Origin of the sequence: Streptomyces sp. NPDC099050 (assembly GCF_044759865.1) — a bacterium.
GTDB lineage: Bacteria > Actinomycetota > Actinomycetes > Streptomycetales > Streptomycetaceae > Streptomyces.
The window spans coordinates 1-24,088 of record NZ_JBIWAE010000024.1 but is presented as its reverse complement, the minus strand read 5'-3'; the positions used below and the strand labels follow the sequence as shown (position 1 = coordinate 24,088).

General features: G+C 71.6%; 23 protein-coding genes and 1 pseudogene. 5 read left to right on the top strand and 19 right to left on the bottom strand.

The features are described from left to right. The first annotated feature begins 80 nt into the window (after positions 1-80). Together ACIQV3_RS31945 and ACIQV3_RS31940 are read left to right on the top strand one after the other, a co-directional pair. Positions 81-1,055 carry an ABC transporter ATP-binding protein gene (locus tag ACIQV3_RS31945; protein ID WP_403718265.1) on the top strand — a complete coding sequence of 325 codons (975 nt, stop codon included), beginning with the start codon at positions 81-83 and terminating at the stop codon, positions 1,053-1,055. Continuing rightward, positions 1,052-1,810, top strand: coding sequence for an ABC transporter permease (locus ACIQV3_RS31940; protein WP_403718262.1), 759 nt, complete (start codon positions 1,052-1,054; stop codon positions 1,808-1,810). Before ACIQV3_RS31945 ends, ACIQV3_RS31940 begins: the two co-directional genes overlap by 4 nt. 90 nt (positions 1,811-1,900) lie before the next feature. Here ACIQV3_RS31940 and ACIQV3_RS31935 read toward each other — a convergent pair whose 3' ends face one another. The 9 genes from ACIQV3_RS31935 to ACIQV3_RS31895 all read right to left on the bottom strand — a co-directional run bounded on the left by ACIQV3_RS31935 (position 1,901) and on the right by ACIQV3_RS31895 (position 11,929). Then, a complete protein-coding gene (locus tag ACIQV3_RS31935) occupies positions 1,901-2,170 on the bottom strand; it encodes a DUF1876 domain-containing protein (protein ID WP_403718260.1) in 270 nt (89 codons plus the stop codon). Between the two features lie 73 nt (positions 2,171-2,243). Further along, the gene (locus tag ACIQV3_RS31930; protein ID WP_403718257.1) at positions 2,244-3,437 is read right to left on the bottom strand and encodes an acyltransferase family protein; all 1,194 of its coding nucleotides are present in this window, start codon (positions 3,435-3,437) and stop codon (positions 2,244-2,246) included. 199 nt (positions 3,438-3,636) lie between these two features. Beyond that, positions 3,637-4,638 (bottom strand): porphobilinogen synthase, encoded by a 1,002-nt coding sequence (gene hemB / locus ACIQV3_RS31925; RefSeq protein WP_403718255.1) that lies wholly within the window; start codon positions 4,636-4,638, stop codon positions 3,637-3,639. A gap of 3 nt (positions 4,639-4,641) precedes the next feature. Beyond that, positions 4,642-6,009 (bottom strand): HEAT repeat domain-containing protein, encoded by a 1,368-nt coding sequence (locus ACIQV3_RS31920; protein WP_403718544.1) that lies wholly within the window; start codon positions 6,007-6,009, stop codon positions 4,642-4,644. A gap of 82 nt (positions 6,010-6,091) precedes the next feature. Beyond that, positions 6,092-7,759 carry a uroporphyrinogen-III synthase gene (locus tag ACIQV3_RS31915; RefSeq protein WP_403718253.1) on the bottom strand — a complete coding sequence of 556 codons (1,668 nt, stop codon included), beginning with the start codon at positions 7,757-7,759 and terminating at the stop codon, positions 6,092-6,094. Next, positions 7,756-8,724 (bottom strand): hydroxymethylbilane synthase, encoded by a 969-nt coding sequence (gene hemC / locus ACIQV3_RS31910; RefSeq protein ID WP_403718249.1) that lies wholly within the window; start codon positions 8,722-8,724, stop codon positions 7,756-7,758. Before hemC ends, ACIQV3_RS31915 begins: the two co-directional genes overlap by 4 nt. After that, complete coding sequence (locus ACIQV3_RS31905) at positions 8,721-10,562, bottom strand: glutamyl-tRNA reductase (protein WP_403718246.1); 1,842 nt, start codon at positions 10,560-10,562, stop codon at positions 8,721-8,723. Before ACIQV3_RS31905 ends, hemC begins: the two co-directional genes overlap by 4 nt. Then, positions 10,559-11,377: a redox-sensing transcriptional repressor Rex gene (locus ACIQV3_RS31900; RefSeq protein WP_403718244.1), complete on the bottom strand. Its 819-nt coding sequence runs from the start codon at positions 11,375-11,377 to the stop codon at positions 10,559-10,561. The genes ACIQV3_RS31905 and ACIQV3_RS31900 overlap by 4 nt, the downstream gene beginning before the upstream one ends. Before the next feature lie 273 nt (positions 11,378-11,650). Beyond that, positions 11,651-11,929: a glutaredoxin family protein gene (locus ACIQV3_RS31895; protein WP_403718241.1), complete on the bottom strand. Its 279-nt coding sequence runs from the start codon at positions 11,927-11,929 to the stop codon at positions 11,651-11,653. A gap of 116 nt (positions 11,930-12,045) precedes the next feature. Between ACIQV3_RS31895 and ACIQV3_RS31890 the strand changes: the two genes are divergently transcribed. From ACIQV3_RS31890 to ACIQV3_RS31880, 3 genes are all read left to right on the top strand, one after another. Next, positions 12,046-13,035: an HAD family hydrolase gene (locus ACIQV3_RS31890; RefSeq protein ID WP_403718239.1), complete on the top strand. Its 990-nt coding sequence runs from the start codon at positions 12,046-12,048 to the stop codon at positions 13,033-13,035. 361 nt (positions 13,036-13,396) lie between these two features. Next, on the top strand, positions 13,397-14,215 hold the full coding sequence (locus ACIQV3_RS31885; RefSeq protein ID WP_266880342.1) for an ECF subfamily RNA polymerase sigma factor, BldN family: 819 nt from the start codon (positions 13,397-13,399) through the stop codon (positions 14,213-14,215). 304 nt (positions 14,216-14,519) lie between these two features. Then, positions 14,520-15,737, top strand: coding sequence for a DUF5667 domain-containing protein (locus ACIQV3_RS31880; protein ID WP_403718235.1), 1,218 nt, complete (start codon positions 14,520-14,522; stop codon positions 15,735-15,737). 96 nt (positions 15,738-15,833) lie between these two features. Here the strand turns inward: ACIQV3_RS31880 and ACIQV3_RS31875 are convergent, their stop codons facing one another. The 10 genes and pseudogenes from ACIQV3_RS31875 to ACIQV3_RS31830 form a co-directional block, all read right to left on the bottom strand. Further along, complete coding sequence (locus ACIQV3_RS31875) at positions 15,834-16,838, bottom strand: lysophospholipid acyltransferase family protein (protein ID WP_403718232.1); 1,005 nt, start codon at positions 16,836-16,838, stop codon at positions 15,834-15,836. Next, the gene (locus ACIQV3_RS31870) at positions 16,838-17,893 is read right to left on the bottom strand and encodes an NAD-dependent epimerase/dehydratase family protein (RefSeq protein ID WP_403718229.1); all 1,056 of its coding nucleotides are present in this window, start codon (positions 17,891-17,893) and stop codon (positions 16,838-16,840) included. Before ACIQV3_RS31870 ends, ACIQV3_RS31875 begins: the two co-directional genes overlap by 1 nt. A gap of 101 nt (positions 17,894-17,994) precedes the next feature. Continuing rightward, complete coding sequence (locus tag ACIQV3_RS31865) at positions 17,995-18,093, bottom strand: 30S ribosomal protein bS22 (RefSeq protein WP_003948845.1); 99 nt, start codon at positions 18,091-18,093, stop codon at positions 17,995-17,997. A 142-nt stretch (positions 18,094-18,235) separates the two neighbouring features. Beyond that, positions 18,236-18,445 (bottom strand): helix-turn-helix domain-containing protein, encoded by a 210-nt coding sequence (locus ACIQV3_RS31860; RefSeq protein WP_162688852.1) that lies wholly within the window; start codon positions 18,443-18,445, stop codon positions 18,236-18,238. A gap of 114 nt (positions 18,446-18,559) precedes the next feature. Next, the gene (locus ACIQV3_RS31855) at positions 18,560-19,390 is read right to left on the bottom strand and encodes a phosphatase (protein WP_403718226.1); all 831 of its coding nucleotides are present in this window, start codon (positions 19,388-19,390) and stop codon (positions 18,560-18,562) included. Between the two features lie 194 nt (positions 19,391-19,584). Beyond that, a complete protein-coding gene (locus tag ACIQV3_RS31850; RefSeq protein WP_403718540.1) occupies positions 19,585-20,736 on the bottom strand; it encodes an acetoin utilization protein AcuC in 1,152 nt (383 codons plus the stop codon). Then, positions 20,708-21,937: an MFS transporter gene (locus ACIQV3_RS31845; RefSeq protein WP_403718223.1), complete on the bottom strand. Its 1,230-nt coding sequence runs from the start codon at positions 21,935-21,937 to the stop codon at positions 20,708-20,710. Before ACIQV3_RS31845 ends, ACIQV3_RS31850 begins: the two co-directional genes overlap by 29 nt. A gap of 73 nt (positions 21,938-22,010) precedes the next feature. Further along, entirely contained in the window at positions 22,011-22,712 is a 702-nt protein-coding gene (locus ACIQV3_RS31840; protein WP_327305255.1) for an HAD family hydrolase, read from the bottom strand. Positions 22,713-22,826: 114 nt separating this feature from the next. Continuing rightward, positions 22,827-23,195 (bottom strand): VOC family protein, encoded by a 369-nt coding sequence (locus ACIQV3_RS31835; RefSeq protein ID WP_403718538.1) that lies wholly within the window; start codon positions 23,193-23,195, stop codon positions 22,827-22,829. Positions 23,196-23,756: 561 nt separating this feature from the next. Beyond that, positions 23,757-23,942 (bottom strand): annotated as a pseudogene (locus ACIQV3_RS31830) (nucleotidyltransferase domain-containing protein); the annotation flags it as partial. Between the last annotated feature and the right edge of the window lie 146 nt (positions 23,943-24,088).

Genomic DNA, 24,088 nt, shown 5'->3' with positions numbered 1-24,088 from the left:
CGTTGACGCACATCCTAGTTCTGTGTATTACTTACGCAATGGCGCGTAGCCCATACGCAGAACGCAGATCGGAGTCCGCCATGGCCGACCTCGGCACCGACCTCGGCATCCACGCCACAGCTCTGACCAAGTCCTACGGCGCCCTGCGCGTCCTCGACGGCATCGATCTCGCCGTCCCGCGCGGCAGCGTCCTCGCCCTGCTCGGCCCCAACGGCGCCGGGAAGACCACCACCGTCCGGATCCTCGCCACCCTCACCGAGCCCGACTCCGGCACCGCGCGGGTCGCGGGCCACGACACCGTCGCCGCGCGGGCCCTCGTACGCCGGGCCATCAGCCTCACCGGGCAGTCCGCGGCCGTCGACGGCCTCCAAACCGGCGCCGAGACCCTCCGCATGATGAGCCGCCTCCACGGACTGCGTCCGCGGGCGGCCCGGGCCCGCGCCGAGGAGCTGCTGGAACGCTTCGGGCTCGCCGAAGCCGCCGGACGCACCGCGAAGAGCTACTCGGGCGGCATGCGCCGGCGCCTCGACCTCGCCGCGAGCCTGGTCGCCCGCCCCGAGGTGGTCTTCCTGGACGAGCCGACCGCCGGGCTCGACCCGCGCAGCCGCCAGGACCTGTGGGAACTCGTACGGGAACTGCGCACCGACGGCACCAGCGTCCTGCTCACGACCCAGTACCTGGAGGAGGCCGACCGGCTCGCCGACCGCGTGGCCGTCCTGGCCGGCGGCCGGATCGCCGCCGAAGGCACCCCCGCGGAGCTCAAGTCCCGCGTGGCGGGCCACCGCCTCGACCTGACCTTCGCCAACCGGGCCGCTTACGAGGCCCTGACCCCGCGCGCGCTCGAGCTGACCGCGGGGGAAGCCGCGGCCTCCACGGAGAGCCTCACCCTCGCCCCGGAGGAACTCGGCCTCAGCCTGCCCACCGACGGCAGCGCCGCCCACGTCCGGTCCCTGCTCGACGCACTCGACCCGGACCGCACGGCCGTGGACCGCTTCGCGGTCCGCGGCGCCACCCTCGACGACGTGTTCCTCACCCTGACGGGAGCCGCTCCGTGACCACCACGACAGCCACCGCCGCCTACACCCTCACCGGCCGCAGCCTGCGCATCAGCAGCCGCCAACCGGACGTCCTGATCACGGCGTTGATGCTGCCGGTCATGCTGATGCTCATCTTCGTCTACTTCTTCGGCGGAGCCATCGACACCGGCACGGCCTACGTGACCTACGTGGTCCCGGGAGCGATGCTGCTCTGCGCGGGCTTCGGCGCGGCGAGCACCGCCGTCAGCGTCGCCACCGACATGAAGGAGGGCGTGATCGACCGCCTCCGGTCCCTGGACATCGGCGGCATCCCGATCGTGGCCGGGCACGTCGCGGCCTCGGTCCTGCGCAACCTCGTGTCCACCGGCCTGGTCCTGGCCGTCGCCCTCGCCATCGGGTTCCGCCCGCAGGCCTCGCCGTCCGGCTACCTGGCCGCCGCCGCGCTGCTGGTCGCGTACATCACCGCGATCTCATGGCTGGCCGCGACGCTCGGGCTGCTCGCCGGCACGCCGGAGGCCGCGGGCGGCTTCACCTTCCTGATGATGTTCCTGCCGTACCCGTCCAGCGCGTTCGTCCCCATCGACACCATGCCCGGCTGGCTCCACGGCTTCGCCGACCACCAGCCGCTGACCCCGGTGATCGAGTCCCTGCGGGCCCTGCTCCTGGCGCAGCCGGCGGGCGACGCCCCCTGGATCGCCCTGGCCTGGTGCGCGGGCATCGGCCTGGTGTCCGTAGCCCTGTCGGCCGTCGTCTTCGAACGGCGGACGCGGTAGCCATCCCCGGCGGCAGACATCCCCGGCGGCAGACACCACCGCGGCCCGTCCATACCCGTGGACGGGCCGCGGCGTGCGGATCTCGGTGCGTCAGTGCAGCGGGTACGAGTGCCGGCCCGTCGCCGCGTCGATCTCCGAGTGCGCCTTCTGCAGCATCTGCGACGCGATGTCCATCAGCGCGCGGGCGCCCGCGATTTCCTCCCCGACCCTCAGCTGTTCCGGGTCGGAGGGGTGTCGCATGGCGTAGCCGCGCGCCCGTATCTCGGAGCCGTCCCCGAGTCTGACCAGGGCCGCCGCACTGGTGCGGTGGCCCTCCTCGGTGAATTCGAGCTCCACATGCCACCCGACGAGCGTGGTCATGGCGGATCACCTCCAGGGGGTCGATGCACCCTGTCTCCAGAGTGCGCCCGGGCGGGATCCGATGCGAATCGGCTCAGCCGGCGGTCTTCGTACGGCGCCGCGAGCGGCCGAAGCGGCGCACGAGCGGGGTCTCCACCCAGGCGAAGAGGCCCCAGGACATCAGCAGCGTGGCCGCTCCGACGCCCGCCAGCAGGCCCAGGGTCACCGGGAGCGAGTACATCTGCTCCTCGCCCAGTGCCCAGCGCAGCGAACACATCGTGATGTAGTGCAGCAGGTAGAAGGCGAAGGAGATCTCGCCCAGCCACACCATCGCGCGGTGCCGGAACACACTGGGCCGGCCCTCGATGTCGGCGCTCGCGGCGGCCGCGATCACCAGCACGATCGGCACGATCATGACGGCGCGCTGACCGTAGAGGTAGGGCACGTGGAAGGTCAGCCAGTAGCCGGCGGCCAGCAGCAGGCTCGACCAGATCATGCCGATGTTGCGCCAGCGCCCGTGCTTCACGGCGAGCGCCACCAGGATGCCGAGGGCGAAGTCGGCCATGCGGACCGGGGGCAGCACGTAGCTGAACCAGTACTGCGAGACCGAGCTGTCGTGGCCGCTGGGGATGCGGTCGCCGCTCGGGAAGAGGGCGTACGCGAGGGCCGGGGTGGCCACGACCGTGGCGACCGCGCCGGTGATCCAGTACTTCAGCCGGCCGGGGTCGATCCGCTTGAAGGCGGCCAGCAGGGCGGGGAAGCAGAGGTAGAAGACCGCTTCCACGGCCAGGGACCAACTCGGCGCGTTCACGCTGAAGTTGGTCATGTACTCCGGCCACCAGACCTGCGCCATGAACAGGTTGGCCACCGCGACGCCCGCGGAGGTGTAGTACAGCGCGAACAGCGACAGGGCGAGCGCCCAGGTGACCACGTAGTTCGGGTAGATCTTGACGAACCGGCGCCGCCAGAACCCGGTCGTGGTGTCCCGGTCCCGGGCCGACCAGGTCAGGACGAACCCGCTGAGGACGAAGAAGAACGTCACGCCGAGCCCGCCGGCCTGCGTGAACCAACTCGCCAGCCGGTACTCGGTGTCGTCGTCCGCCAGCAGCCGCAGCGGGGGTATGGGCAGGAAGGCGTGATGGGCGAAGACCAGCAGCGCGGCGGGGAAGCGCAGGCCGGTGAGCGAGTCGAGCCGGGTCGTACGGGGCGGCGGCGGTGCGGCGGTGCGGGGCGGCGCCGTTCTGGAGGGGGTCGGCGCAGAACCGGTCAAGATCTGGTCAGTGGCCATGGGGCTTCCTTCGGGGATGTGGTCCTGCGGCGCGGCCCTGATTCGGCAGGTGAGCGCTTTTGTACCGGCGCCCGCTCGTGGCCCGCTCAACACGTCCGGCGCATCCGGTTCCGGCCGCTCACCGCGGGCGCACGCGAAGGGGCCCGGGCATCCCCGCCCGGGCCCCTCCCGCCTACCGCTCAGCGCGGCGGGCCGAGCCCTATTGCTCGGCCCGGATCCACTGCGCGACCTCGGTCGCCCAGTACGTGAGGATCGTGTCCGCGCCCGCCCGCTTGATGCCGAGCAGGGTCTCCATGATCGCCCGGTCGCGCTCGATCCAGCCCTTCTCCGCCGCCGCCTCGATCATCGCGAACTCGCCGCTGATCTGGTACGCCGCCACCGGGACGTCCACCGACTGCGCGACCCGGTAGAGGATGTCCAGGTAGGGACCGGCCGGCTTGACCATCACCATGTCGGCGCCCTCCTCCAGGTCGAGGGCGAGCTCGCGCAGCGACTCCCGTGCGTTCGCCGGGTCCTGCTGGTACGTCTTGCGGTCGCCCTGGAGCGAGGAGGCGACGGCCTCGCGGAAGGGACCGTAGAAGGCCGAGGTGTACTTGGCCGTGTACGCGAGGATCGAGACGTCGTCGTGGCCCGTCTCGTCCAGCGCGTCGCGGATCACGCCGACCTGGCCGTCCATCATCCCGCTCGGGCCCACCACGTGGACGCCCGCGTCGGCCTGGACCTGCGCCATCTCGGCGTAGCGCTCCAGCGTCGCGTCGTTGTCCACGCGGCCGTGCTCGTCCAGGACCCCGCAGTGCCCGTGGTCGGTGTACTCGTCGAGACACAGGTCGGACATGATCACCAGATCATCCCCCACCTCCGCCTTCACATCGCGGATCGCGACCTGGAGGATCCCGTCCGGCTCGGTGCCGGCCGTGCCCCGCGCGTCCTTGTTCTCGTCCGCCGGAACACCGAAGAGCATGATCCCCGCGACCCCGGCCTCGACCGCCTCCACGGCCGCCTTCCGCAGCGTGTCCCGGGTGTGCTGGACCACGCCCGGCATCGCCGAAATGGCGAGCGGCTCGCTGATGCCCTCCCGGACGAACGCCGGGAGGATCAGGTCCGAGGGGTGCAGCCGGTTCTCCGCGACCATCCGCCGCATCGCCGGGGTGGTGCGCAGCCGGCGGGGCCGCGAGCCGGGGAAGGATCCGTACGTGCTCATCTTCTAGTCGCCTCTTCGAGCTTCGACAGCAGTCGGGACCAGCCTAGAGCCCGGCCCCGGCCCGTCCCGCCCCGTCGCGTTCCGCCACTTCCACCGCCACAGCCCGTCCGTCCGGTGGTCGTGCTCGTACTCGGGGCCCAGCGGGCCGACCTTCGCATAGGCCTGCGGGGTGCGCGGGTCGTCCCGTACCGCCAGGCCGTGGGCCGCGCCCAGCCGGACGTCCGGATCGTCGGAGTCGAGGCACCGCACCAGCAGCTCGGCGACCTCCGGCACACCGCGGGTGACGGACCCGAGGCCGCGCAGGGTCCGGCGCACGACCTCCGGGTCCGGATCCCACAGCAGGTCCGGCAGCAGCGCCAGGTCCTCCTCCTGCGGTTCCTCGGCGGCCAGCACCCCGGCGGCCTCGGCCCGCACCGCGCCGTTCTCGTCGCGGCACAGCTCCCGCAGCGCCCGCCGCACCTCCGGGGACAGCACCCGAGGCGCGTCCCCGGACGGCCACCAGTCGAAGAGGCCCGGCACCCAGCGCCGCACCCCCGGGTCGGGATGCCCGGCGCGCCGCAGCCCGATGGCCTCCCGGGTGGGTACCTCCGCCTCGCCCAGGGCCTCCAGAACCCTGCCCAGTACGTCCGCGTCGGTCTCCTCGGCCTCCCACTCGACGAGGATCCGGTCGCACTCCTTCTCGTACCAGCCCGCGTGCGCGGTATCGGCCCACCCCCACATCCGGTACCGGACCACGTCGACCACGAAGGCCCGCCGCAGCGGATCCGGATCGTGCCGGAAGGCCACCGCCTGGCCCCAAGTCTGCGCACTGACACGGCTGTTCAGGACGTACAGCGCCGCGTTCCGGTCCACGTGGTCCGTCCTCGGGGACCGGACCCCGCGGGCCACCAGCTCCGCCACCGGCGCCAGGATGCGGAACGCCCACTCCAGATCGGTCAGGACCGCGCCGTGTCCGGCCCGTACGCGCCGCCCTCCGAGGGCGATCTCGGGGACGGTCTCGTACTCCGAGTCCGTCACCCACGCGACGTCCGCCGGGTCCGCCACCCCCGTCAGCCGCCGCAGCTCGGCCTCCGCGCCCGCCCCGTACCAGCGCCGGGCCGCGTCCAGCAGCCGCCCGCGCTCCGCCTCCGGCAGCCGCAGGCGGGCGTCGTGGCCGAGCAGCGCCGTCACCATCGCCCGGGAGCCGCCCTCGACGGCCCGCAGCAGCGGGGTCGACCCGTCGGGCAGCACCCGGTCGGGGTCCGCGCCGGCCTCCACCAGCGCCTCGGCCGCCTCCTGGTCGTACGCCGCCACGGCCGCGCACAGCACGGCCACCGCGTCGCCGGCACCGCCGGCACCGTCGGCATCATCCGCATCACCGGGATCCGTCATCACGATCACGGCCCGAACATGCCACAGGGCCCGGGCGCGCATCGCACCCGGGCCCCGCTGAGTAACACCGCTAAGGCGGCCATCAGGTCGTACGACGCCTGCGCGCCCCCGGCCGCCGCTCGCTCGGCCGGTACACGCTCTCCCCGGCCTCCTTCGCGGCCTCGCGGCGCGCGGCCCCGTACTCCGCCAGGGCCTCCGCCAGCTTGCCCACGCTCGGCTCCGGCGACAGCACGTCGACCCGGAGCCCGTGCTCCTCGGCCGTCTTGGCCGTGGCCGGGCCGATGCACGCGATCACGGTGACGTTGTGCGGCTTGCCGGCGATGCCGACGAGGTTGCGCACGGTGCTCGACGACGTGAAGAGCACGGCGTCGAAGCCGCCGCCCTTGATCGCCTCACGCGTGTCCTGCGGCGGCGGCGAAGCGCGCACGGTCCGGTAGGCCGTGACGTCGTCGACCTCCCACCCGAGCTCGATCAGCCCGGCGACCAGGGTCTCGGTGGCGATGTCGGCGCGCGGCAGGAAGACGCGGTCGATCGGGTCGAAGACCGGGTCGTACGGCGGCCAGTCCTCCAGCAGTCCGGCGGCGGACTGCTCGCCGCTGGGTACGAGGTCGGGCTTGACGCCGAACTCCACCAGCGCGGCGGCCGTCTGCTCGCCGACTGCGGCCACCTTGATGCCGGCGAAGGCACGGGCGTCGAGCCCGTACTCCTCGAACTTCTCGCGCACGGCCTTGACCGCGTTCACCGAGGTGAAGGCGATCCACTCGTAGCGGCCCGTCACCAGGCCCTTGACCGCCCGCTCCATCTGCTGCGGGGTGCGCGGCGGCTCCACGGCGATGGTCGGCACCTCGTGCGGCACCGCGCCGTACGAACGGAGCTGGTCGGAGAGCGAGGCTGCCTGCTCCTTGGTGCGCGGCACGAGCACCCGCCAGCCGAACAGCGGCTTCGACTCGAACCAGGACAGTTCCTCGCGGCGCGCGACGGCGCCGTGCTCCCCGACCACGGCTATGACGGAGCGCGCGCCCTCGGGCGAGGGGAGGATCTTGCCCTGCTTGAAGACCTGGGCGATGGTGCCCAGCGTCGCGCTCCACGTCCGCTGGCGGGTCGTCGTACCGGCCACGGTCACGGTGAGCGGGGTGTCGGGCTTGCGCCCGGCGCCGATCAGCTCGGCCGCCGCCGCCGAGACGGTCTCCAGCGTCGCGGAGACGACGAGGACGCCGTCGCTGGCGCCCACCTCGCTCCAGCAGCGCGCGGAGGCGGTCCGCGCGTTCACGAACCTCACGTCCGCGCCCTGCTTGCCGGCCAGCGGCACACCGGCGTACGCGGGCACGCCGACGGCGGTCGCGACGCCGGGGACGACCTCGAAGGGGATGCCGCCGGTGGCGCAGGCGAGCATCTCCTCGGCCGCGTTCCCGTCGAGCCCGGGGTCGCCGGTGACGGCACGGACGACCCGCCTGCCGGAGCGCGCGGCCTCCATGACAAGATTGGCGGCATCTCGGATGACCGGGACTCCGGCGGCTGCTGACTTCTCGTCAGCAATCGTCAGCTGTGGCGTGTCCACCCCCGCGCGCGCATGCGTACGTACGACCTCGAGCACCTCGGGCTCCGCGATCAGTACGTCCGCGGCGGCCAGGGCCTCCACGGCGCGAAGCGTCAGCAGTCCCGGATCGCCGGGGCCGGCACCGAGGAAGGTGACGTGCCCCTGGACGGCGACGGACGGAAACGCGGAGGTGGTTGGGCTTGTGGGGTTCAAAGCGACCGCTCCCCCATCAGACCGGCCGCGCCCTTGGCCAGCATCTCGTCCGCGAGTTCGCGGCCGAGCGCCATGGCCTCGTCGTACGACTGGGGCACGGGACCGGTGGTGGACAGCTGCACCAGCGTGGAACCGTCGAGGGTTCCCACGACTCCCCGCAGGCGCATCTCATTGACAATCTGCCCGTCGGCCAGCAGGTCGGCGAGCGCGCCCACGGGGGCACTGCAGCCGGCCTCCAGGGCGCCGAGCAGGGCGCGTTCGGCGGTCACGGCGGCCCGGGTGTACGGGTCGTCGAGCTCGGCGAGCGCGGAAATCAGGTCCGTGTCGGACGCCAGACACTCCACGGCCAGGGCACCCTGGCCGGGGGCGGGCAGCATGTTGTCCACGGAGATCAGGTCGGTGGCCTCGTCGCCGCGGCCGATCCGGTTGAGCCCGGCGGCGGCCAGCACGACGGCGTCGAGCTCACCGTCCCGCACGAACCCGATCCGGGTGTCGACGTTCCCGCGGATGGCGACGGTCTCGATGACCTTCCCCAGCGAGCGGGCGTACGCGTGCAGCTGCGACCTGCGGCGCGGCGAACCGGTACCGATCCGCGCACCGTCGGGCAGCTGCTCGAAGGTCAGGCCGTCACGGGCGACGAGCGCGTCGCGCGGGTCCTCGCGCGGCGGCATGGCCGCGATGACGAGGTCGTCGGGCTGCGTGGTGGGCAGGTCCTTCAGCGAGTGCACGGCGAAGTCGACTTCGCCGCGCACGAGGGCCTCGCGCAGGGCGGTGACGAAGACGCCGGTGCCGCCGATCTGGGAGAGGCTCTCGCGGGACACGTCACCGAAGGTCGTGATCTCCACGAGCTCGACGGGCCGGCCGGTGATCGCCCGTACCGCCTCGGCTACATGCCCGGACTGGGACATGGCCAGCTTGCTGCGCCGCGTGCCGAGCCTCAGCGGCTGGTCGAGACGTGGATTCATGATGCCCGTCCTGAGTCGTGGTTCTTGTCAGCCTCGTCGGCCCGGCTGACGGAGGCCACCGTCTGCGGGTCGAGATCGAAGAGTTCGCGCAGCGCCTCGGCGTACCCGGCGCCGCCGGGCTCGCTCGCGAGCTGCTTGACGCGCACGGTCGGCGCGTGGAGGAGCTTGTCGACGACGCGCCGCACGGTCTGGGTGACCTCGGCCCGCTGCCGCTCGTCGAGATCGGGCACGCGCCCGTCGAGCCGTGCCACTTCCATGGCGACGACCTCCGCGGCCATGGCGCGCAGGGCGACCACGGTCGGCGTGATGTGCGCGGCCCGCTGGGCGGCACCGAAGGCGGCCACTTCCGCGGCCACTATCGCGCGTACGGCGTCCACGTCGGCGGCCATGGGCGCATCCGCGCTCGTCTCGGCGAGCGACTCGATGTCGACGAGCCTGACTCCCGGAATCCGGTGCACGGCGGCGTCGATGTCGCGCGGCATGGCCAGATCCAGCAGCGCGAGCCCTACGGGCTGCGCGTCCACCTGGCTCCGTACGCCCTTGCGCGGCTGCTGCCGCTGCGCGGCGGCCTCGCCCTGGTCGGCCCAGGTCCCGTGCAGCTCCAGCGACCCGGCGTCCACCCCGGCGAGCGCGGCCCGCCCGTCGGCGGTACGCCCCGGATCGGAAGCAAGCGCCTCGAGCCCGACGGGACACCCGTCCCGCTCCTCGACGACCACCTTGCTCCGCACGGCCCCGGCATCGGCGATCCGCCGCCCCTCCCCCGCAAGCACGGCAAGCCGCGCGACGAGGTCGGCCTCAGCCAAATGCAGCCCCGCCGGGACCACATCCAGCCCCGCCGGCGCTTCAGCGCCACTCAGCCCCGCAGCGCCACTCAGCCCCGCCGGCGTTTGAGGCGCTGGGGTCCGGGGGCTGGCCCCCGGCAACGGCGCCGCACCGGCATCGGGTCCGGGGCGAAGCCCTGGGGAACGGTGGAAGGGCGGGTAGGGGACAGCCCCCGCAGGGCGCTCCTCCATGGCCACGGCCACGTCATCCCCGGTCAGCACCAGCCCAGTGGCCCCGGTACAGGACACGACGACATCAACCCGAGCCAGCTCACCCGCGACAGCGGACATCGGCACGGCGGAAGCCGTAACCCCGGTGCCCGAGGCAACCAGAATCTCGGCCAACCGCTCAGCCCGCTCGGCGGTCCGGTTGGCGATCACGATCTCGCCCACACCCACCCGCGCCAGCGTCGCCGCGGCCAGCGAAGACATCGACCCGGCCCCGATGACGAGCGCGCGCTTGCCGGCGGCCCACTCCTCCACCGGCACCCGCACCGCGAGCTGCTCCAGCCCGAAGGTCACCAGCGACTGCCCCGCCCGGTCGATCCCGGTCTCGGAGTGCGCCCGCTTGCCGACCCGCAGCGCCTGCTGAAAAAGATCGTTGATCAACCGACCCGCCGTGTGGAGCTCCTGCCCCAGCGCCAGCGCGTCCTTGATCTGCCCGAGGATCTGCCCTTCACCGACGACCATCGAGTCCAGCCCGCACGCCACCGAGAACAAATGGTGGACGGCCCGGTCCTCGTAGTGCACGTAGAGATAAGGAGTGAGCTCCTCCAGAGCCACCCCGCTGTGCTGCGCCAACAGCGTCGACAGCTCGGCCACACCGGCGTGGAACTTGTCCACGTCCGCGTACAGCTCGATCCGGTTGCAGGTGGCGAGCACCGCCGCCTCCGCCGCCGGCTCCGCGGCGAGCGTGTCGTGCAGCAGTTTGGCCTTGGCATCGGCGGCCAGCGAGGCGCGCTCCAGCACGCTCACGGGCGCACTGCGATGGCTCAGCCCTACGACGAGCAGACTCATGCCGGCATCACCGCCGGAACGTCCCCGTCGGGTCCGCCCTTGCGCGCGACGGCGGTGGCACGCCCGGCGGGCGGCACGACGGCGGCGGCCGGAGCCGCCCCGGTGCCGGTGCCCGCGACGGAACCGCCGGCAGCGGCCTGGGCCGCCGCTTCCTCGCCGGCCTTGCGCTGCTCGTGGAAGGCCAGGATCTGCAGCTCGATCGACAGGTCGACCTTGCGCACGTCCACGCCCTCGGGCACGGACAGCACGGTGGGCGCGAAGTTCAAAATGGAGGTCACCCCGGCGGCGATGAGCCGCTCGCTGACCTGCTGGGCGGCTCCCGCCGGGGTCGCGATGACCCCGATCGAGACGCCGTTCTCCTCGATGATCTTCTCCAGCTCATCGGTGTGCTGCACGGGCATGCCCGCCACCGGCTTGCCGGCCATGGCCGGGTCGGCGTCGATGAGCGCGGCCACGCGGAAGCCGCGGGACGCGAAACCGCCGTAGTTGGCCAGCGCGGCGCCGAGGTTACCGATGCCGACGATGACGACCGGCCAGTCCTGGGTCAGCCCGAGCTCGCGGGAGATCTGGTAGACGAGGTACTCCACGTCGTACCCGACGCCGCGGGTCCCGTAGGAGCCGAGGTAGGAGAAGTCCTTGCGGAGCTTCGCGGAGTTGACTCCGGCGGCCGCGGCCAGCTCCTCGGAGGACACCGTGGGCACCGATCGCTCGGAGAGCGCGGTGAGGGCACGCAAGTACAGCGGAAGCCGGGCGACAGTGGCCTCGGGAATACCTCGGCTGCGGGTCGCCGGTCGGTGAGTTCGGCCAGTTGCCACGATGCTCCTGCGGGATGAGCGGGGCTGCAGGTGGCCACTTGTCCCAGGACCACCCCGTCGAATGCAGGCTATGTCTTTGTGAACGCGTGCACAAAGATTGTGTCCGCTTTGTCCGAGCAAAGTGACCGGGGTCACGCGCCTTGGGCGTATGGACCGGGAACCGACGACACGCCGAACCCGTTCAATTCCCGAAGGGGGCAAAACGGTACACACTCCTCACCAATACGCCCCCGAGGCCCCATAAATCGCCCACGATGGTAACCGCCCGACGGCTCAAGCCTGCAATGCCCGTCGGAGCCGGTCAGGGTTCACCCTCCAGAAGGTGTGCTGTTCACCGTCCACCAGGACGACCGGAATCTGCTCCCAGTGCAGGCGGTACAACTCCTCGTCCTGCGAAATGTCCTTCTTCTCCCACTGTGCGCCCATCTCGGCGCAGACCTTCTCGACCACTTCCTGGGCGTCATCACAGAGATGGCACCCCGGCTTGCCGATGAGCGTGACCAACCGCTCCTCCGGACGCTTCTTCTGGGCACGGCGCAGCAAAGGACTCATGCACCCATTCTCCCGCGCCGCCGCCCCGACCGGCCCGGGTCCGCGGCGGGGAAGAGTTCACGCCCGCGACTCCCATCGGTTCGGGAAGTCCCGAACACAGTGGCTATGCTCGCGTCATGGCCGCTCTGGGATGGCTCACCCCCCGTAGGCGCTCCGCCACCGCGCGGAGCGTGCTGGCAGGCGAGGCCTCGGCCGAGGCCGCCCGCAAGACCGCACTGGCCGACGAGGACTTCGACGGCGCGGACTCCCTTGAGTACGTGGAAGCGGAACCGGACACGGCCGCCGGGCCACAGGCCCCGCAGGAGCCCGAAGAGCCTGCGTTCCCCGTCGCCGGCGACGATCTGGCCGCCGCCTTCTTCGACCTCGACAACACCGTCATGCAGGGCGCCGCGATCTTCCACTTCGGCCGCGGCCTCTACAAGCGGGAGTTCTTCCGCCGCCGCGAACTCGCCCGCTTCGCCTGGCAGCAGGCCTGGTTCCGGCTGGCCGGGGTCGAAGACCCCGAGCACATGCAGGACGCCCGCGACAGCGCGCTGTCCATCGTCAAGGGACACAAGGTCTCCGAGCTGATGTCCATCGGCGAGGAGATCTACGACGAGTACATGGCGACGCGGATCTGGCCGGGCACCCGCGCCCTGGCCCAGGCCCACCTCGACGCTGGCCAGAAGGTCTGGCTCGTCACGGCCGCCCCCGTCGAGACCGCCACGATCATCGCCCGCCGGCTCGGACTGACCGGAGCCCTCGGCACCGTCGCCGAGTCCGTGGACGGCGTCTACACCGGCCGGCTGGTCGGCGAGCCGCTGCACGGCCCCGCCAAGGCGGAGGCGGTCCGCGCCCTGGCCGCCGCCGAGGGGTTCGACCTCGCGCGCTGCGCGGCGTACAGCGATTCGCACAACGACATCCCGATGCTGTCGCTGGTCGGACATCCGTACGCGATCAATCCCGACACAAAACTGCGCAAGCATGCCCGCACCAACGACTGGCGCCTGCGCGACTATCGGACCGGCCGCAAGGCCGTGAAGATCGGCGTCCCGGCCGCCGCGGGCGTCGGCGCGATCGCGGGCGGCACGGCCGCCGCGATCGCCCTGCACCGCCGCCGCAAGTAGCGGCCGCGGGGCCCCGCCCGGCCTCCCGCCCCACCACGCCCGGCGCCGTCCCCCGCCCGGCACATTCGCTCACCTCTACCCGCACCCCCGGTGCGGCACTCCGCCATGCCCCAGTCGGTCGCGAGCCACCGAGGAAGCAGGCATTCCGCGCATCCAACTGATCAAGAATCGATCACCATCCGTGCCTGAATATGCCCTCGACACGCAACAGAAGTGTCGTAACCGGTGATTTGAGCAACTGGGTGTAGCGCCGCCTGTACGAAGCGTTATTCTCCTCAAACGCATGCCACCGCCATCTGTCGCTACGACGGGTGAACGGTCCCGCACTGCACGTGATGGAAGCTCTGCCTCTGGGAGTCCCGTGTACCCACCTGTCGGGGTTGACGCCTCGGGCCTGGCTACGCTGCGCGCAACGGTCCTCGACCAGCTGCGCGGCTTCGTCCCCACCGCGTACACCGCCCCCGCATTCGCCACCGCGGTCCCCGCCGGACTCGGCCCGGCCGGTCCTTGCTACGCCCTGACCGACGGCGGGGCAACGGTGGGCAGACGCGGTCGCGCCGGCGGCTCGTCCGCCGGGGGCGCAGCCTCCGGGACCACCGCGCCGGCCGCCCGCCGCCCCACCGCGGACAGCGACCAGGCCCGCATGATGGACCTGGTCGAACGCGCCCAGGCCGGCGAAGCCGATGCCTTCGGCCGCCTGTACGACCAGTACAGCGACACCGTCTACCGCTACATCTACTACCGCGTCGGCGGCAAGGCGACCGCGGAGGATCTCACCAGCGAGACCTTCCTGCGCGCGCTGCGCCGCATCTCCACCTTCACCTGGCAGGGCCGCGACTTCGGCGCCTGGCTCGTGACGATCGCCCGCAACCTGGTCGCCGACCACTTCAAGTCGAGCCGCTTCCGCCTGGAGGTCACCACAGGCGAAATGCTCGACGCCAACGAGGTGGAACGGTCCCCCGAGGACTCCGTCCTGGAGTCCCTCTCCAACGCGGCCCTGCTGGAAGCCGTACGGAAACTCAATCCGCAGCAGCAGGAGTGCGTGACCCTGCGCTTCCTGCAGGGCCTCTCGGTCGCCGAGACGGCCAGGGTGATGGGGAAGAACGAGGGTGCCATCAAGACCCTCCAGTACCGGGCGGTCCGCACCCTGGCCCGCCTGCTCCCCGACGACGCCCGCTGACGCCGCCTCCTCTCACATTCCGGTACCCCTCCCTGATGACCTTGATGACACCGACTCCACCGACGGCCCCAACGTCCTCGACGCCTGGGGCGACGGGGACGGCAGTGACGAATTCGACGCCGCTGTGGTCCGATCATCCTTCGTCCGTAACCCAAGTGCCGCGCCGCTCGTTGTGGGGAATGCAGGCTCCCTGTGGACAAGCCCTGCCTGAAGCCGCTCACTCGAAAGTGTGGATGTGCTCAAGGAAGGCAACCTTCCGGACACCTTGGGGAGTCGATCGTCATGACGAGAGGAGGTGCCGCCAGTGATCGCGAACGTGACTCCGCACCGGCGGGCGAACGCCTTCGCCCAGGCCCTGGAGGAGCGGACCCCGTCCGACCCTTCGGAACCGGACCCGGCGGCCGAGCAGTCCGAGGCACCTGCCGAACCTGCCGACCACGACCGGTTGTTGGCCCTGGCGAGCGTGCTCGGCGAAAGAATGCCGCGCCCGGTGCTGGACCCCGAGGTCAAAGTGGTGCAACGAGCCCAGCTCATTGCCGCCATGGAAGCCAAGGTGATGGAAGAGAGGGCCGGGGGCGGCGTGGCCGCCGACCCTCAAGTGCCCGAACAGCGGACCGGCCGCGGCGCCCACCGGGCGACCTCGCTCCGGAAATTGCGGCCCCGCTCCCGCTGGTCCAAGGGCATCGCGGCGGGTGGTCTCACCGTAGGTGTGGCCGCGGGGGCCTTCAGCGGAGTGGCCGCTGCCAGCACGGACGCCCTGCCGGGTGACAATCTGTACCCCGTGAAGCGGGGCATGGAGGACATCCGGCTCGGGATGGCCGACGGCGATTCGGACCGGGGCGAGCTCTATCTCGACCAGGCCTCCAGCCGCCTGTCGGAAGCCCGCCGGCTCATGGAGCGCGGCCGCCTCGGCGCGCTCGACCACGAGTCCCTCGGCGAGATCCGCCGAGCCCTCGCGGGCATGAAGCACGATGCCTCGGAGGGCCACCGGCTGCTCCAGGCCGCCTACGCACGGGACGGCTCGCTCGGCCCCATCCAGGCGCTGTCGTCCTTCTCCCGTTCACACCGGGACGCGTGGGCCAAGCTCCGGGGCAACCTCCCGGCGCAGCTCACCGATGTCGGCGGAGAGGTGGAGTCGGTCTTCCAGGCCATAGACCAAGAGGTGGCGCCGCTCCAGAACCTGCTCCCGAAGCCTCCGGAGCAGACCCGCGGCTCCGGTCCGTCCACGAAGCCGAGCACCCCGGCGGGCAAACAGCAGACGGCGCCCTCTCCGGGTACACCGTCCGCGGCCCCCAGCACGCCCACGGAGCGGACCTCGGGTTCCCCGAAGACCCCGCCGTCCGACGGGCGCGGTCTCCTGGGCGGCACGGGCAACCTCCTGGACCCGCCAGCGGGCCAGGGCCAGTCCACCCCGTCCGAGCCCGGCGGCACGCCCACGCCCGCCCACCCGGACATCACCCTCCCGCCCCTCCTCCCAGGCCTCCTCCCAGGCCTGGGCATCAAGGCGGAGGACGCCGACTAGCAGCGACCGGTACCGGCGAGCACCACATGCCGAAGCGCCGGCGGGTCTGGGAATTCCAGCCCCGCCGGCGCTTCGGTGCGTCGGAAACCGTGCCCGTCAGAAGAAGACCGACCTCCGCTGCACCAGCAGCTTGTACAGCGTGTGCTGGATCTGCTCCCGCACCTGATCCGTCAGGTTGAACATCAGCATCGGGTCCTCGGCGGCCTCCGCCGCGTACCCGTCCGTCGCGATCGGCTCCCCGAACTGGATCGTCCACTTCGTCGGCAGCGGCACCGCGCCCAGCGGTCCCAGCAGCGGGAACGTCGGGGTGATCGGGAAGTACGGGATCCCCAGCAGCCTCGCCAGCGTCTTCGAGTTCCCGATCATCGGGTAGATCTCCTCGGCCCCCACGATCGAGCAGGGCACGATCGGCGTCCCCGCACGCAGCGCGGTCGACACGAACCCGCCCCGCCCGAACCGCTGGAGCTTGTACCGGTCCCCGAACGGCTTCCCTATCCCCTTGAAGCCCTCGGGCATTACGCCCACCAGCTCCCCGGCCTCCAGCAGCCGCTGCGCGTCCTCCGCGCAGGCCAGCGTGTGCCCGGCCTTGCGCGCGAGCTCGTTCACCACGGGCAGCATGAACACCAGGTCCGCCGCCAGCAGCCGCAGGTGCCGCTGCGCCGGGTGCTGGTCGTGCACGGCGACCTGGAGCATCAGGCCGTCCAGGGGCAAGGTCCCGGAGTGGTTCGCCACGATCAGCGCGCCGCCCTCCTTCGGGATGTTCTCGATGCCCTTGACCTCGACCCGGAAGTACTTGTCGTACAGCGGCCGCATCAGGGACATCAGGACCTGGTCCGTCAGCTCCTTGTCGTAGCCGAAGTCGTCGACCTCGTACTCCCCGGTGATCCGCCGCCGCAGGAACGCCAGCCCGCCGGCGATCCGCCGGTCCCAGCCCTCCCCCGGTACGGCCGGCTCCGGTACGGCCTCCACCAACGGCTCCACCGCCGCCGGCTCCGCGGCGGGTCCGAGCGGCGCCTCCGGCGCGACCCGTACCCGCCGGGCGGGCGAGGACCGCCGTCGCGGCCGGTCCTCGTCGAACGGAATGACCTTGGCGTCCGCCACTATCGCTTCGCTCCATCCATGTCCACGTCCAGCATCCCGGCCACCCGGTCCACGGCCCGCGCGACCCGCTCCGGAGGGAGCAGCCCGCCGCTCCGGCTCCGCGTGAAGTCGGCGAAGGTCTCGGCGGTCGTATACATCGGCTCGAATCCCAGCACCTCCCGCATCCGCGTGGTCTCCACGACCCGCCCGTGCGTGAGGAGCCTTATCTGCTCGGGCGAGAACTCCGTCGCCCCCACCGCCCGCAGCGCCGCGCCCACCCAGGTCACCGCGGGCAGCAGCAGCGGCACCGTCGGCCGTCCCAGCCGCCGCGCGCACTGCGACAGCAGCAGCACCCCGTCGCCGGCGATGTTGAAGGTCCCGCTGAGCCCGCCGGGCCCGCTGGTCTGCGAGGCCAGGCGCAGCACGTCCAGTACGTCGTCCTCGTGCACGAACTGCAACCGCGGGTCGTAGCCCAGCACGGTCGGGATCACCGGCATCGAGAAGTACTCGGCGAGTGCCGAGTCGGCGAAGGGCCCGAGGATGTTCGCGAACCGCAGCACGCACACCGCGACGTCGGGCCGCCTGCGCGCGAAGCCCCGTACGTACCCCTCGACCTCGGTGGCGTCCTTGGCGAAGCCGGCGGCGGGCAGCGACTTGGGCTGCGTGGTCTCGGTGAAGACGGCCGGATCCCGCGAGGTGCCCCCGTACACACTGGTACTGGACTTCACCACGAGCCGCCGTACCGTCGGGGACTTCTGGCAGGCTCCCAGGAGCTGCATCGTCCCGATGACGTTGGTTTCCTTGACGGTGCCGTACGAGACGGAGCCCGCGCCCGTCGCCGCTCCCCCGGTGACCGCGAGATGGACCACCGTGTCGACGGCGTTCTCCGCCAAGACCCGGGCGATGCCCGACTGTCTGATGTCCGCACGGACGAACTCGGCCGAGCCGAGCCGGTGCGGCGGGGTCACCGCGTCGACCGCGATCACCCGCTCGACCTCGGGGTCCCGCTGGATCCGCCGCACGAAGCGGCCCCCCAACTGCCGGGCAGCCCCGGTGACCAGCACGACCTTCCCCACGAGCTCAGCGCCTCCCTAGATCGGAACAACCGTCTCCGGCTGCACCGCAGCCCCCCCACCAGAATGGTGGGGGGGCTGCGGAGAACACGTACAGCTACCGTTTACTTCTTGTTACGGCGCTGGACGCGGGTGCGCTTGAGCAGCTTGCGGTGCTTCTTCTTAGCCATCCGCTTGCGCCGCTTCTTAATAACAGAGCCCACGACTACCCTCGCTCACTTCTCTTCATTCGGTGCGGGGCGTCGGGGCCCACACGACCTACGTCGGCCTAGCCTACCCGCCCAAGCTCTGAGCTTGTAATCCGAGTGCCCCCGAGGGCTAATCACGGCCTCCCGGCCCTCGCCCTCAGGCCGATTCCACCCCCACAAAGGACTCGCGGAGGTACTCGTGCACCGCATTTTCGGGGACCCGGAAGGACCGGCCCACCCGGATTGCGGGCAGATGTCCGTTGTGCACCAAGCGGTACACGGTCATCTTCGACACTCGCATCACCGAGGCGACCTCCGCCACGGTCAGGAACTGAACCTCACTGAGAGGCCTCTCGCCAGCAGCCATGACACACCTTGACCTTCCGCGCATGACGGGCACCGGCTTCCCCTCCGGTTACGCCCCGTCGTCGCACGCTCACTCACCAGAGTAGGGGCGTGTGATACGAGTGGGGAAGAGGAGCTACGTCCACTCCTGACGAAGCGACAGACTCGCCCGATTGAGTACATAGCGAGTGAGCGGTCGGTAGTAGTCCGCGCGCACCCCGTCATCAAGCGGAACCGCCACCGACACCTGCCCCTCGGCCTCCCCCACGAACAGCGCGGGATCATCGGTGTCGGCCAGCCCGATCGCCTCCACACCGAGCTGACCTGCGCCGCAGACCCACCCGTGGTCCCCCACCACCAGCTCCGGCAACGGCCCGCCGGCCTCCGCCAGCACCCCGAGCGCGATCCGAACCGGCAGTGGCGAATGGGAGTGCGCGCCGGTGTCACTCCCGTCCCGCCGCACGCCCTCTTCCCGCACCAGTGCGACCCCTCGTACGTAATCGATGCGGTGCGTGCGTACGCCAAACCGGGTCTGCATGTCGACGGGCACCCCCCGCGCCGGAGTGAGGACATCACATCCCGCCGCCGACAGGGCGGCGGCCAAGCTGGCGTAGAACGCCAGGAGCCGGTGCGGGTGACCGGTCCCGAACAACACCGGGGCCCGCGCGTCCGCGGCCGCCCTCAGCCTCTCCGCGAAGGCGTCCAGCCCCGCCACCGTCAGCTCGGGATCGATCACGTCCGGCCCGCTGACGTGCGCGGGATCGGCCGAGACCCCGCACTTCTGCGCCATCAGCCGCAGCAGATCACCCTCGCCCCACCCCCACGCGGGATCCAGCCCCAGCAGCACCCGCGGATCCCGCGCCGCGAACAGCCGGTAACTGCGCAGGCTTTCCTCCCGCGAGGTGGCCACGGGCCCGGCCAGACGGGCGGCCAGCAGATGCGCACGCAACGCGCCGGTACTCAACACCTTCCCGATGCTCCCGCACGAACCCTGACGCCTCGCCAGTTCCGGCCAATCCCCCACCCGTTGGCCCAACCATTGCAGCCTCGCCGGCGTTTATGGCGCGGGGTCTGGGGCGGAGCCCCAGCGGGGTCCGGGCAGAGCCCGGGGAACGGTGGAAGGGCGGGTAGGGGACAGCCCCGCAGGGCCCCCACCCCCACCTAGGCCAGCATCCCCCGCAGCGGGAACACCGCCCGCCGGGTGGCCAGTACGGCCTGGTCGATCCGATCGGCAGGGTCGTAACCGCCCTCCCAGTCCCGGAAGCCCGCCACCCGCCCATCCGTCATCCGCCCGGGCGCCACGACCCCCGTCCGCGCATACACCGCATCCCGCCAAGACCCCGGCACAGCCGTCTCAGGATCGATCGGCCGATGCCCAGCGATAGCCACCAGATGCGTCCAAGACCGCGGCACCACATCCACCACGGCGTACCCACCCCCACCCAGCGCCAGCCACCGCCCGTCCTCCCCACAGGAGTGGGCCAGCTCGTGACAGGCCTCCATCACCGCCCGCTGCGCGTCCAGCGACACCGCCAGATGAGCCAGCGGGTCCTCGAAGTGCGTATCGGCCCCGTGCTGAGTCACCAGCACCTGAGGCCGGAAGTCCTCCACCAGCTCCGGCACCACCGCGTGGAAGGCCCGCAGCCACCCCTCGTCCCCGGTCCCGGCGGGCAGCGCGATGTTCACCGCCGACCCCTCCGCCGCCGGCCCGCCCGTCTCCTCGGGCCAGCCCGTCTGCGGGAACAGTGTCCGCGGATGCTCGTGCATCGAGATGGTCAGCACCCGCGGGTCGTCCCAGAACGCCGCCTGGACCCCGTCCCCGTGGTGCACGTCCACATCCACATACGCGACCCGCTCGGCCCCGAGCTCCAGCAGCCGCGCGATCGCCAGCGCCGCGTCGTTGTACACACAGAACCCCGCCGCCCCGCCGGGCATCGCGTGGTGCAGCCCGCCGGCGAAGTTCACGGCGTGCCCGGCTTCCCCCCGCCAGAGCGCCTCTGCCGCCGCCACAGACTGCCCGGCGATCAGCGCGGACGCCTCGTGCATCCCGTGGAACGCCGGGTCGTCCGCCGTCCCCAGCCCGTACGAGCCGTCCGCGACCCCGGGGTCGGCGGACACCTCGCGCACCGCCTCGACGTAGTCCTCGCGGTGGACCAGCCTCAGCGTCGACTCCCCCGCCGCCCGGCCCGCCCGTACCTCCAGCTCCCGGTCGAGCCCGAAGGCCCGTACCAGGCCCATGGTCAGCTCCAGGCGCACCGGGTCCATCGGATGGCCCGGCCCGAAGTCATACTTCGTTACCGCCTCGTCCCACATCAACAGCCCGGTCACCGGTTCGCCGCTCATGCCGGACACCGTATCGGGCGGGCTCCGTACCGAACGAGCGGGCATAGAAAAGAGTGACGAGGACCAGCACCATCGGCACGAGCATCGCCCCCCGGTAGTTCCAGGCGTCCCCGATCCCGCCCACGAGCGGCGCCCCGATGAGGAATCCGACGTAGTTGAAGATGTTGAGCCGCGCGATGGCGGTGTCGGAGGAATCCGGGAACAGCCGGCCGGCCGCCGCGAAGGTCTGCGGCACGATCACGGACAGTCCGAACCCCAGCAGCGTGAAGCCGAGCATCCCCACCCCCACCCCGGGCGCCGCCGCCACCACGGCGAACCCGCCCGCCGCGACGACCGTCCCGATCCGCACGACGGCCACGGCCCCGAAGCGCCGCACCCCGAGGTCCCCGACGGCCCGCCCGAGCAGAGTGGTCACCATGTAGACGTTGTACGGGACGGTGGCGGCCTGCTCGGAGCTGCCGAGCACGTCCTGGAGGTACTTGGCGCTCCAGTTCGAGACCGTCGAGTCCCCGATGTACGCACACGCCATCACCAGGCACAGCGGCAGCAGCAGCTTGAACCCGCCCGGCCCGAGCCCCTTGGCGGTGCCGGCCCCGGCGGCCTTGCCGTCCTGGTCCACGTAGAACCGGCTGGCGAGCAGCGCGAGCGGCAGCAGCACCACCACGGCGGGCAGATATGAACCGAAGAGCGAGAGGTGCCAGTGCGCCCCCGCCCACGCGGCGGAAGCGCCCAGGATCCCGCCGAGGCTGTACGAGGCGTGGAAGCCGAGCATGATGCTGCGCCCGTACGCACCCAGCAGGCTCACCCCGAGCATGTTCATGGAGGCGTCGAGCGCCCCCACGAACAGACCGAACGCCCCGAGCGACAGCGCCACGTGCCACATCTCACTGCCGGCGCCGACGCCCAGCAGGGCGAGCAGCACGAGCGGCTGCGCCCACCGCAGTACGGTGCCGGGCGCGACCCGCTTCACGAGGTGCTCGGTGGCCACGCTGGACACACCGGCGAGGATCGGTACGGCGGCCAGGAAGACGGGCAGCAGGGCGTCGGATATGCCGTACCGGTCCTGAATGGCGGGGATCCGCGTCACGAGGAGCGCGAAGGCCACGCCCTGCACGAAGAAACTGAACCCCAACGCCCCGCGCCCGCGGCGCAGCCGCACGTCTGCTGTCATGGCGGCACAGCGTAGGCGCCGGACCTACCGGTGGGTAGAGCGATCACATACCGATTGGGCCGGCGCGATCACCTCAGTGCGAGAACCCGCCGCCGTACCCCGTGTATCCGGACCCGGTGGTGTCGACCTCCAGGCCGAGGAGCCCGGCCAGCTGGTTCATGTCGCCGAAGTACGCCGTGGCTCCGGGCAGCCGGTCCGCGGGCACCATCGCGGTGTACCCGAGCACGTCCATCCCCGCGGCCAGCGCGGCCTGGACGCCCAGCGGGCTGTCCTCGACGACCACGCACCGCGCCGGGGCCACGCCCATCTGATCGGCGGCGTGCAGGAAGAGATCGGGGGCGGGCTTGCCCTTCCCCACATCCTCCGAACTGAAGATCCACTCCTCCTCGAACCACTCGTCGAGCCCGGCCGCCCGGTGCCCCACGCGGATCCGCTCGTGGCTCCCGGAGGACGCGAGGCAGTACGCGGTCCCGCTCTCGACCAGAGCCGCCAGCACCCCCTCGACCCCGGGCACGGGCTTGAGCTCCCGCTCGAAGGCCGCGAAGGTGCGGGCGTGCAGCGTGCTGTCGAAGTCGGCCGGCAGCGCCTGCCCGGTCCGCTCCCGCACCAGATCGTGGATCCGGTGGACCGCGGCACCCATGTAGTCGCGGAGCGATTCCTCGTACGAGGTCGGGTGCCCCAGCTCGGTCAGGTACCCGGCGAGGATGCTGTTGGCGAGCGGCTCACTGTCCACCAGCACGCCGTCGTTGTCGAAGATGACGAGGTCGTAGCCCATGCGACAACCCTACGAGCCGTCAGGGCCAATCCTTCCGGACCCCATGCCGGGCATCCGCAGGACATCCAAAGATCCTCACCGCAGATCCCCACCGCAGATCCCCACAGCAGACCCTCACTGGCCGCCCGCCCGGTCGGACTCGCTCCGCAGGACGCAGAACTCGTTGCCCTCGGGATCGGCGAGTACCGCCCAGCCCGAACCGTCGGGGTTGCGGTGATCGGCCACGAAGCCGGCTCCGAGGGCCAGCAGCCGGTCCACCTCCCGGTCCCGCGAGGTCCCGGGGCGCAGACACAGGTGGATCCGGTTCTTCACGGTCTTCGGCTCGGGCACCTGGTTGAAGTACAGCGCCGGCCCCTCCCCCATCGCCACCTGGGTCTCCCGATCTCCGGGCCCGTACGCGGAATCCAGGGGACGGCCCGTCACCTCGCTCCAGAACCGGGCCAGCTCGTAGGCGTCCGCACAGTCGATCGCCACGTTCTGCAGCACCGAGACCTCGCCCGCCGGGCGGGCGTCGCCCCGCCAGACCCGGCGGTAGCCCTCGCGGAGGGGGCCGCCCACCAGGTCGAGCACGCGGTACGCCGCTGCGGCCAGGGCCGTCGGGTCCCCGGCCGTACAGGCCTCCAGATGCCCGGCGAGCAGAGCGGCCCCCAGTACGGGGTCCGCCTCGAGCAGCCGCCGCGGCAACCACTTCCCGTCCCCGCCCCGCCAGGCCCGGTGGTGCTCGAGCAGCAGCTCGGCTGCGCCAGCCAGCACCGACCCGGCGATGACCATGCGTTCCACCGGATCGTCCGCGTCAGCCAGGTCGTCCAGCGCGTCGGTGAGCCCGTACCGCTTGGTCTCGACGCCGTCGGCGTCCAGCGCCCGCGGCCCCCGCCGCAGGTCCGCCTCGGCCAGCGCCCGGGCCCGGCCGGCCTCCCCGTCCCTGTCGACCAGGACGACACCGGAGGCGTACATCGCCTGCAGCACGGGCCGGCGGCCGGCCAGGTCCCGCGCGAACAGCTCCGCGAGCCCGGTGCGCGTGTGGACGAAGAGCTCCACGAGCCGCCCCTCGAAGCGGACCGTCTCCCGGCAGGTCTCGCCGCCGTCCTCGATGAGCACGGCGATGTCCAGATCACTGCCGGCCGTCGCCCGCCCCGCGGCCGTGGATCCGGCAAGGATCACGGCGAGCGCGTCGGGAAAGCGGTCGTGCGCGAGGCGTCGCGCCTGTTCGATCGGGTCCACGTCGTTCATGCGGGACAGGCTTTCACGGCCCCCGATCCCGAGACCACGCATTTTCGGCCCGTAAACGCAGAAAAGCCCCGTACCAGTTCCCTGGTACGGGGCTCTTCTCCAATGATTGTTCGGCGGCGTCCTACTCTCCCACAGGGTCCCCCCTG

Excerpts from the sequence above, each read along its gene's own strand:
- ACIQV3_RS31945 (WP_403718265.1), top strand. The coding sequence starts at position 81 with ATGGCCGACCTCGGCACCGACCTCGGCATCCACGCCACAGCTCTGACC.
- ACIQV3_RS31935 (WP_403718260.1), bottom strand. The coding sequence starts at position 2,170 with ATGACCACGCTCGTCGGGTGGCATGTGGAGCTCGAATTCACCGAGGAG.
- ACIQV3_RS31930 (WP_403718257.1), bottom strand. The coding sequence starts at position 3,437 with ATGGCCACTGACCAGATCTTGACCGGTTCTGCGCCGACCCCCTCCAGA.
- hemB (WP_403718255.1), bottom strand. The coding sequence starts at position 4,638 with ATGAGCACGTACGGATCCTTCCCCGGCTCGCGGCCCCGCCGGCTGCGC.
- ACIQV3_RS31920 (WP_403718544.1), bottom strand. The coding sequence starts at position 6,009 with ATGACGGATCCCGGTGATGCGGATGATGCCGACGGTGCCGGCGGTGCC.
- hemC (WP_403718249.1), bottom strand. The coding sequence starts at position 8,724 with ATGAATCCACGTCTCGACCAGCCGCTGAGGCTCGGCACGCGGCGCAGC.
- ACIQV3_RS31905 (WP_403718246.1), bottom strand. The coding sequence starts at position 10,562 with ATGAGTCTGCTCGTCGTAGGGCTGAGCCATCGCAGTGCGCCCGTGAGC.
- ACIQV3_RS31895 (WP_403718241.1), bottom strand. The coding sequence starts at position 11,929 with ATGAGTCCTTTGCTGCGCCGTGCCCAGAAGAAGCGTCCGGAGGAGCGG.
- ACIQV3_RS31890 (WP_403718239.1), top strand. The coding sequence starts at position 12,046 with ATGGCCGCTCTGGGATGGCTCACCCCCCGTAGGCGCTCCGCCACCGCG.
- ACIQV3_RS31860 (WP_162688852.1), bottom strand. The coding sequence starts at position 18,445 with ATGGCTGCTGGCGAGAGGCCTCTCAGTGAGGTTCAGTTCCTGACCGTG.
- ACIQV3_RS31850 (WP_403718540.1), bottom strand. The coding sequence starts at position 20,736 with ATGTGGGACGAGGCGGTAACGAAGTATGACTTCGGGCCGGGCCATCCG.
- ACIQV3_RS31845 (WP_403718223.1), bottom strand. The coding sequence starts at position 21,937 with ATGACAGCAGACGTGCGGCTGCGCCGCGGGCGCGGGGCGTTGGGGTTC.
- ACIQV3_RS31840 (WP_327305255.1), bottom strand. The coding sequence starts at position 22,712 with ATGGGCTACGACCTCGTCATCTTCGACAACGACGGCGTGCTGGTGGAC.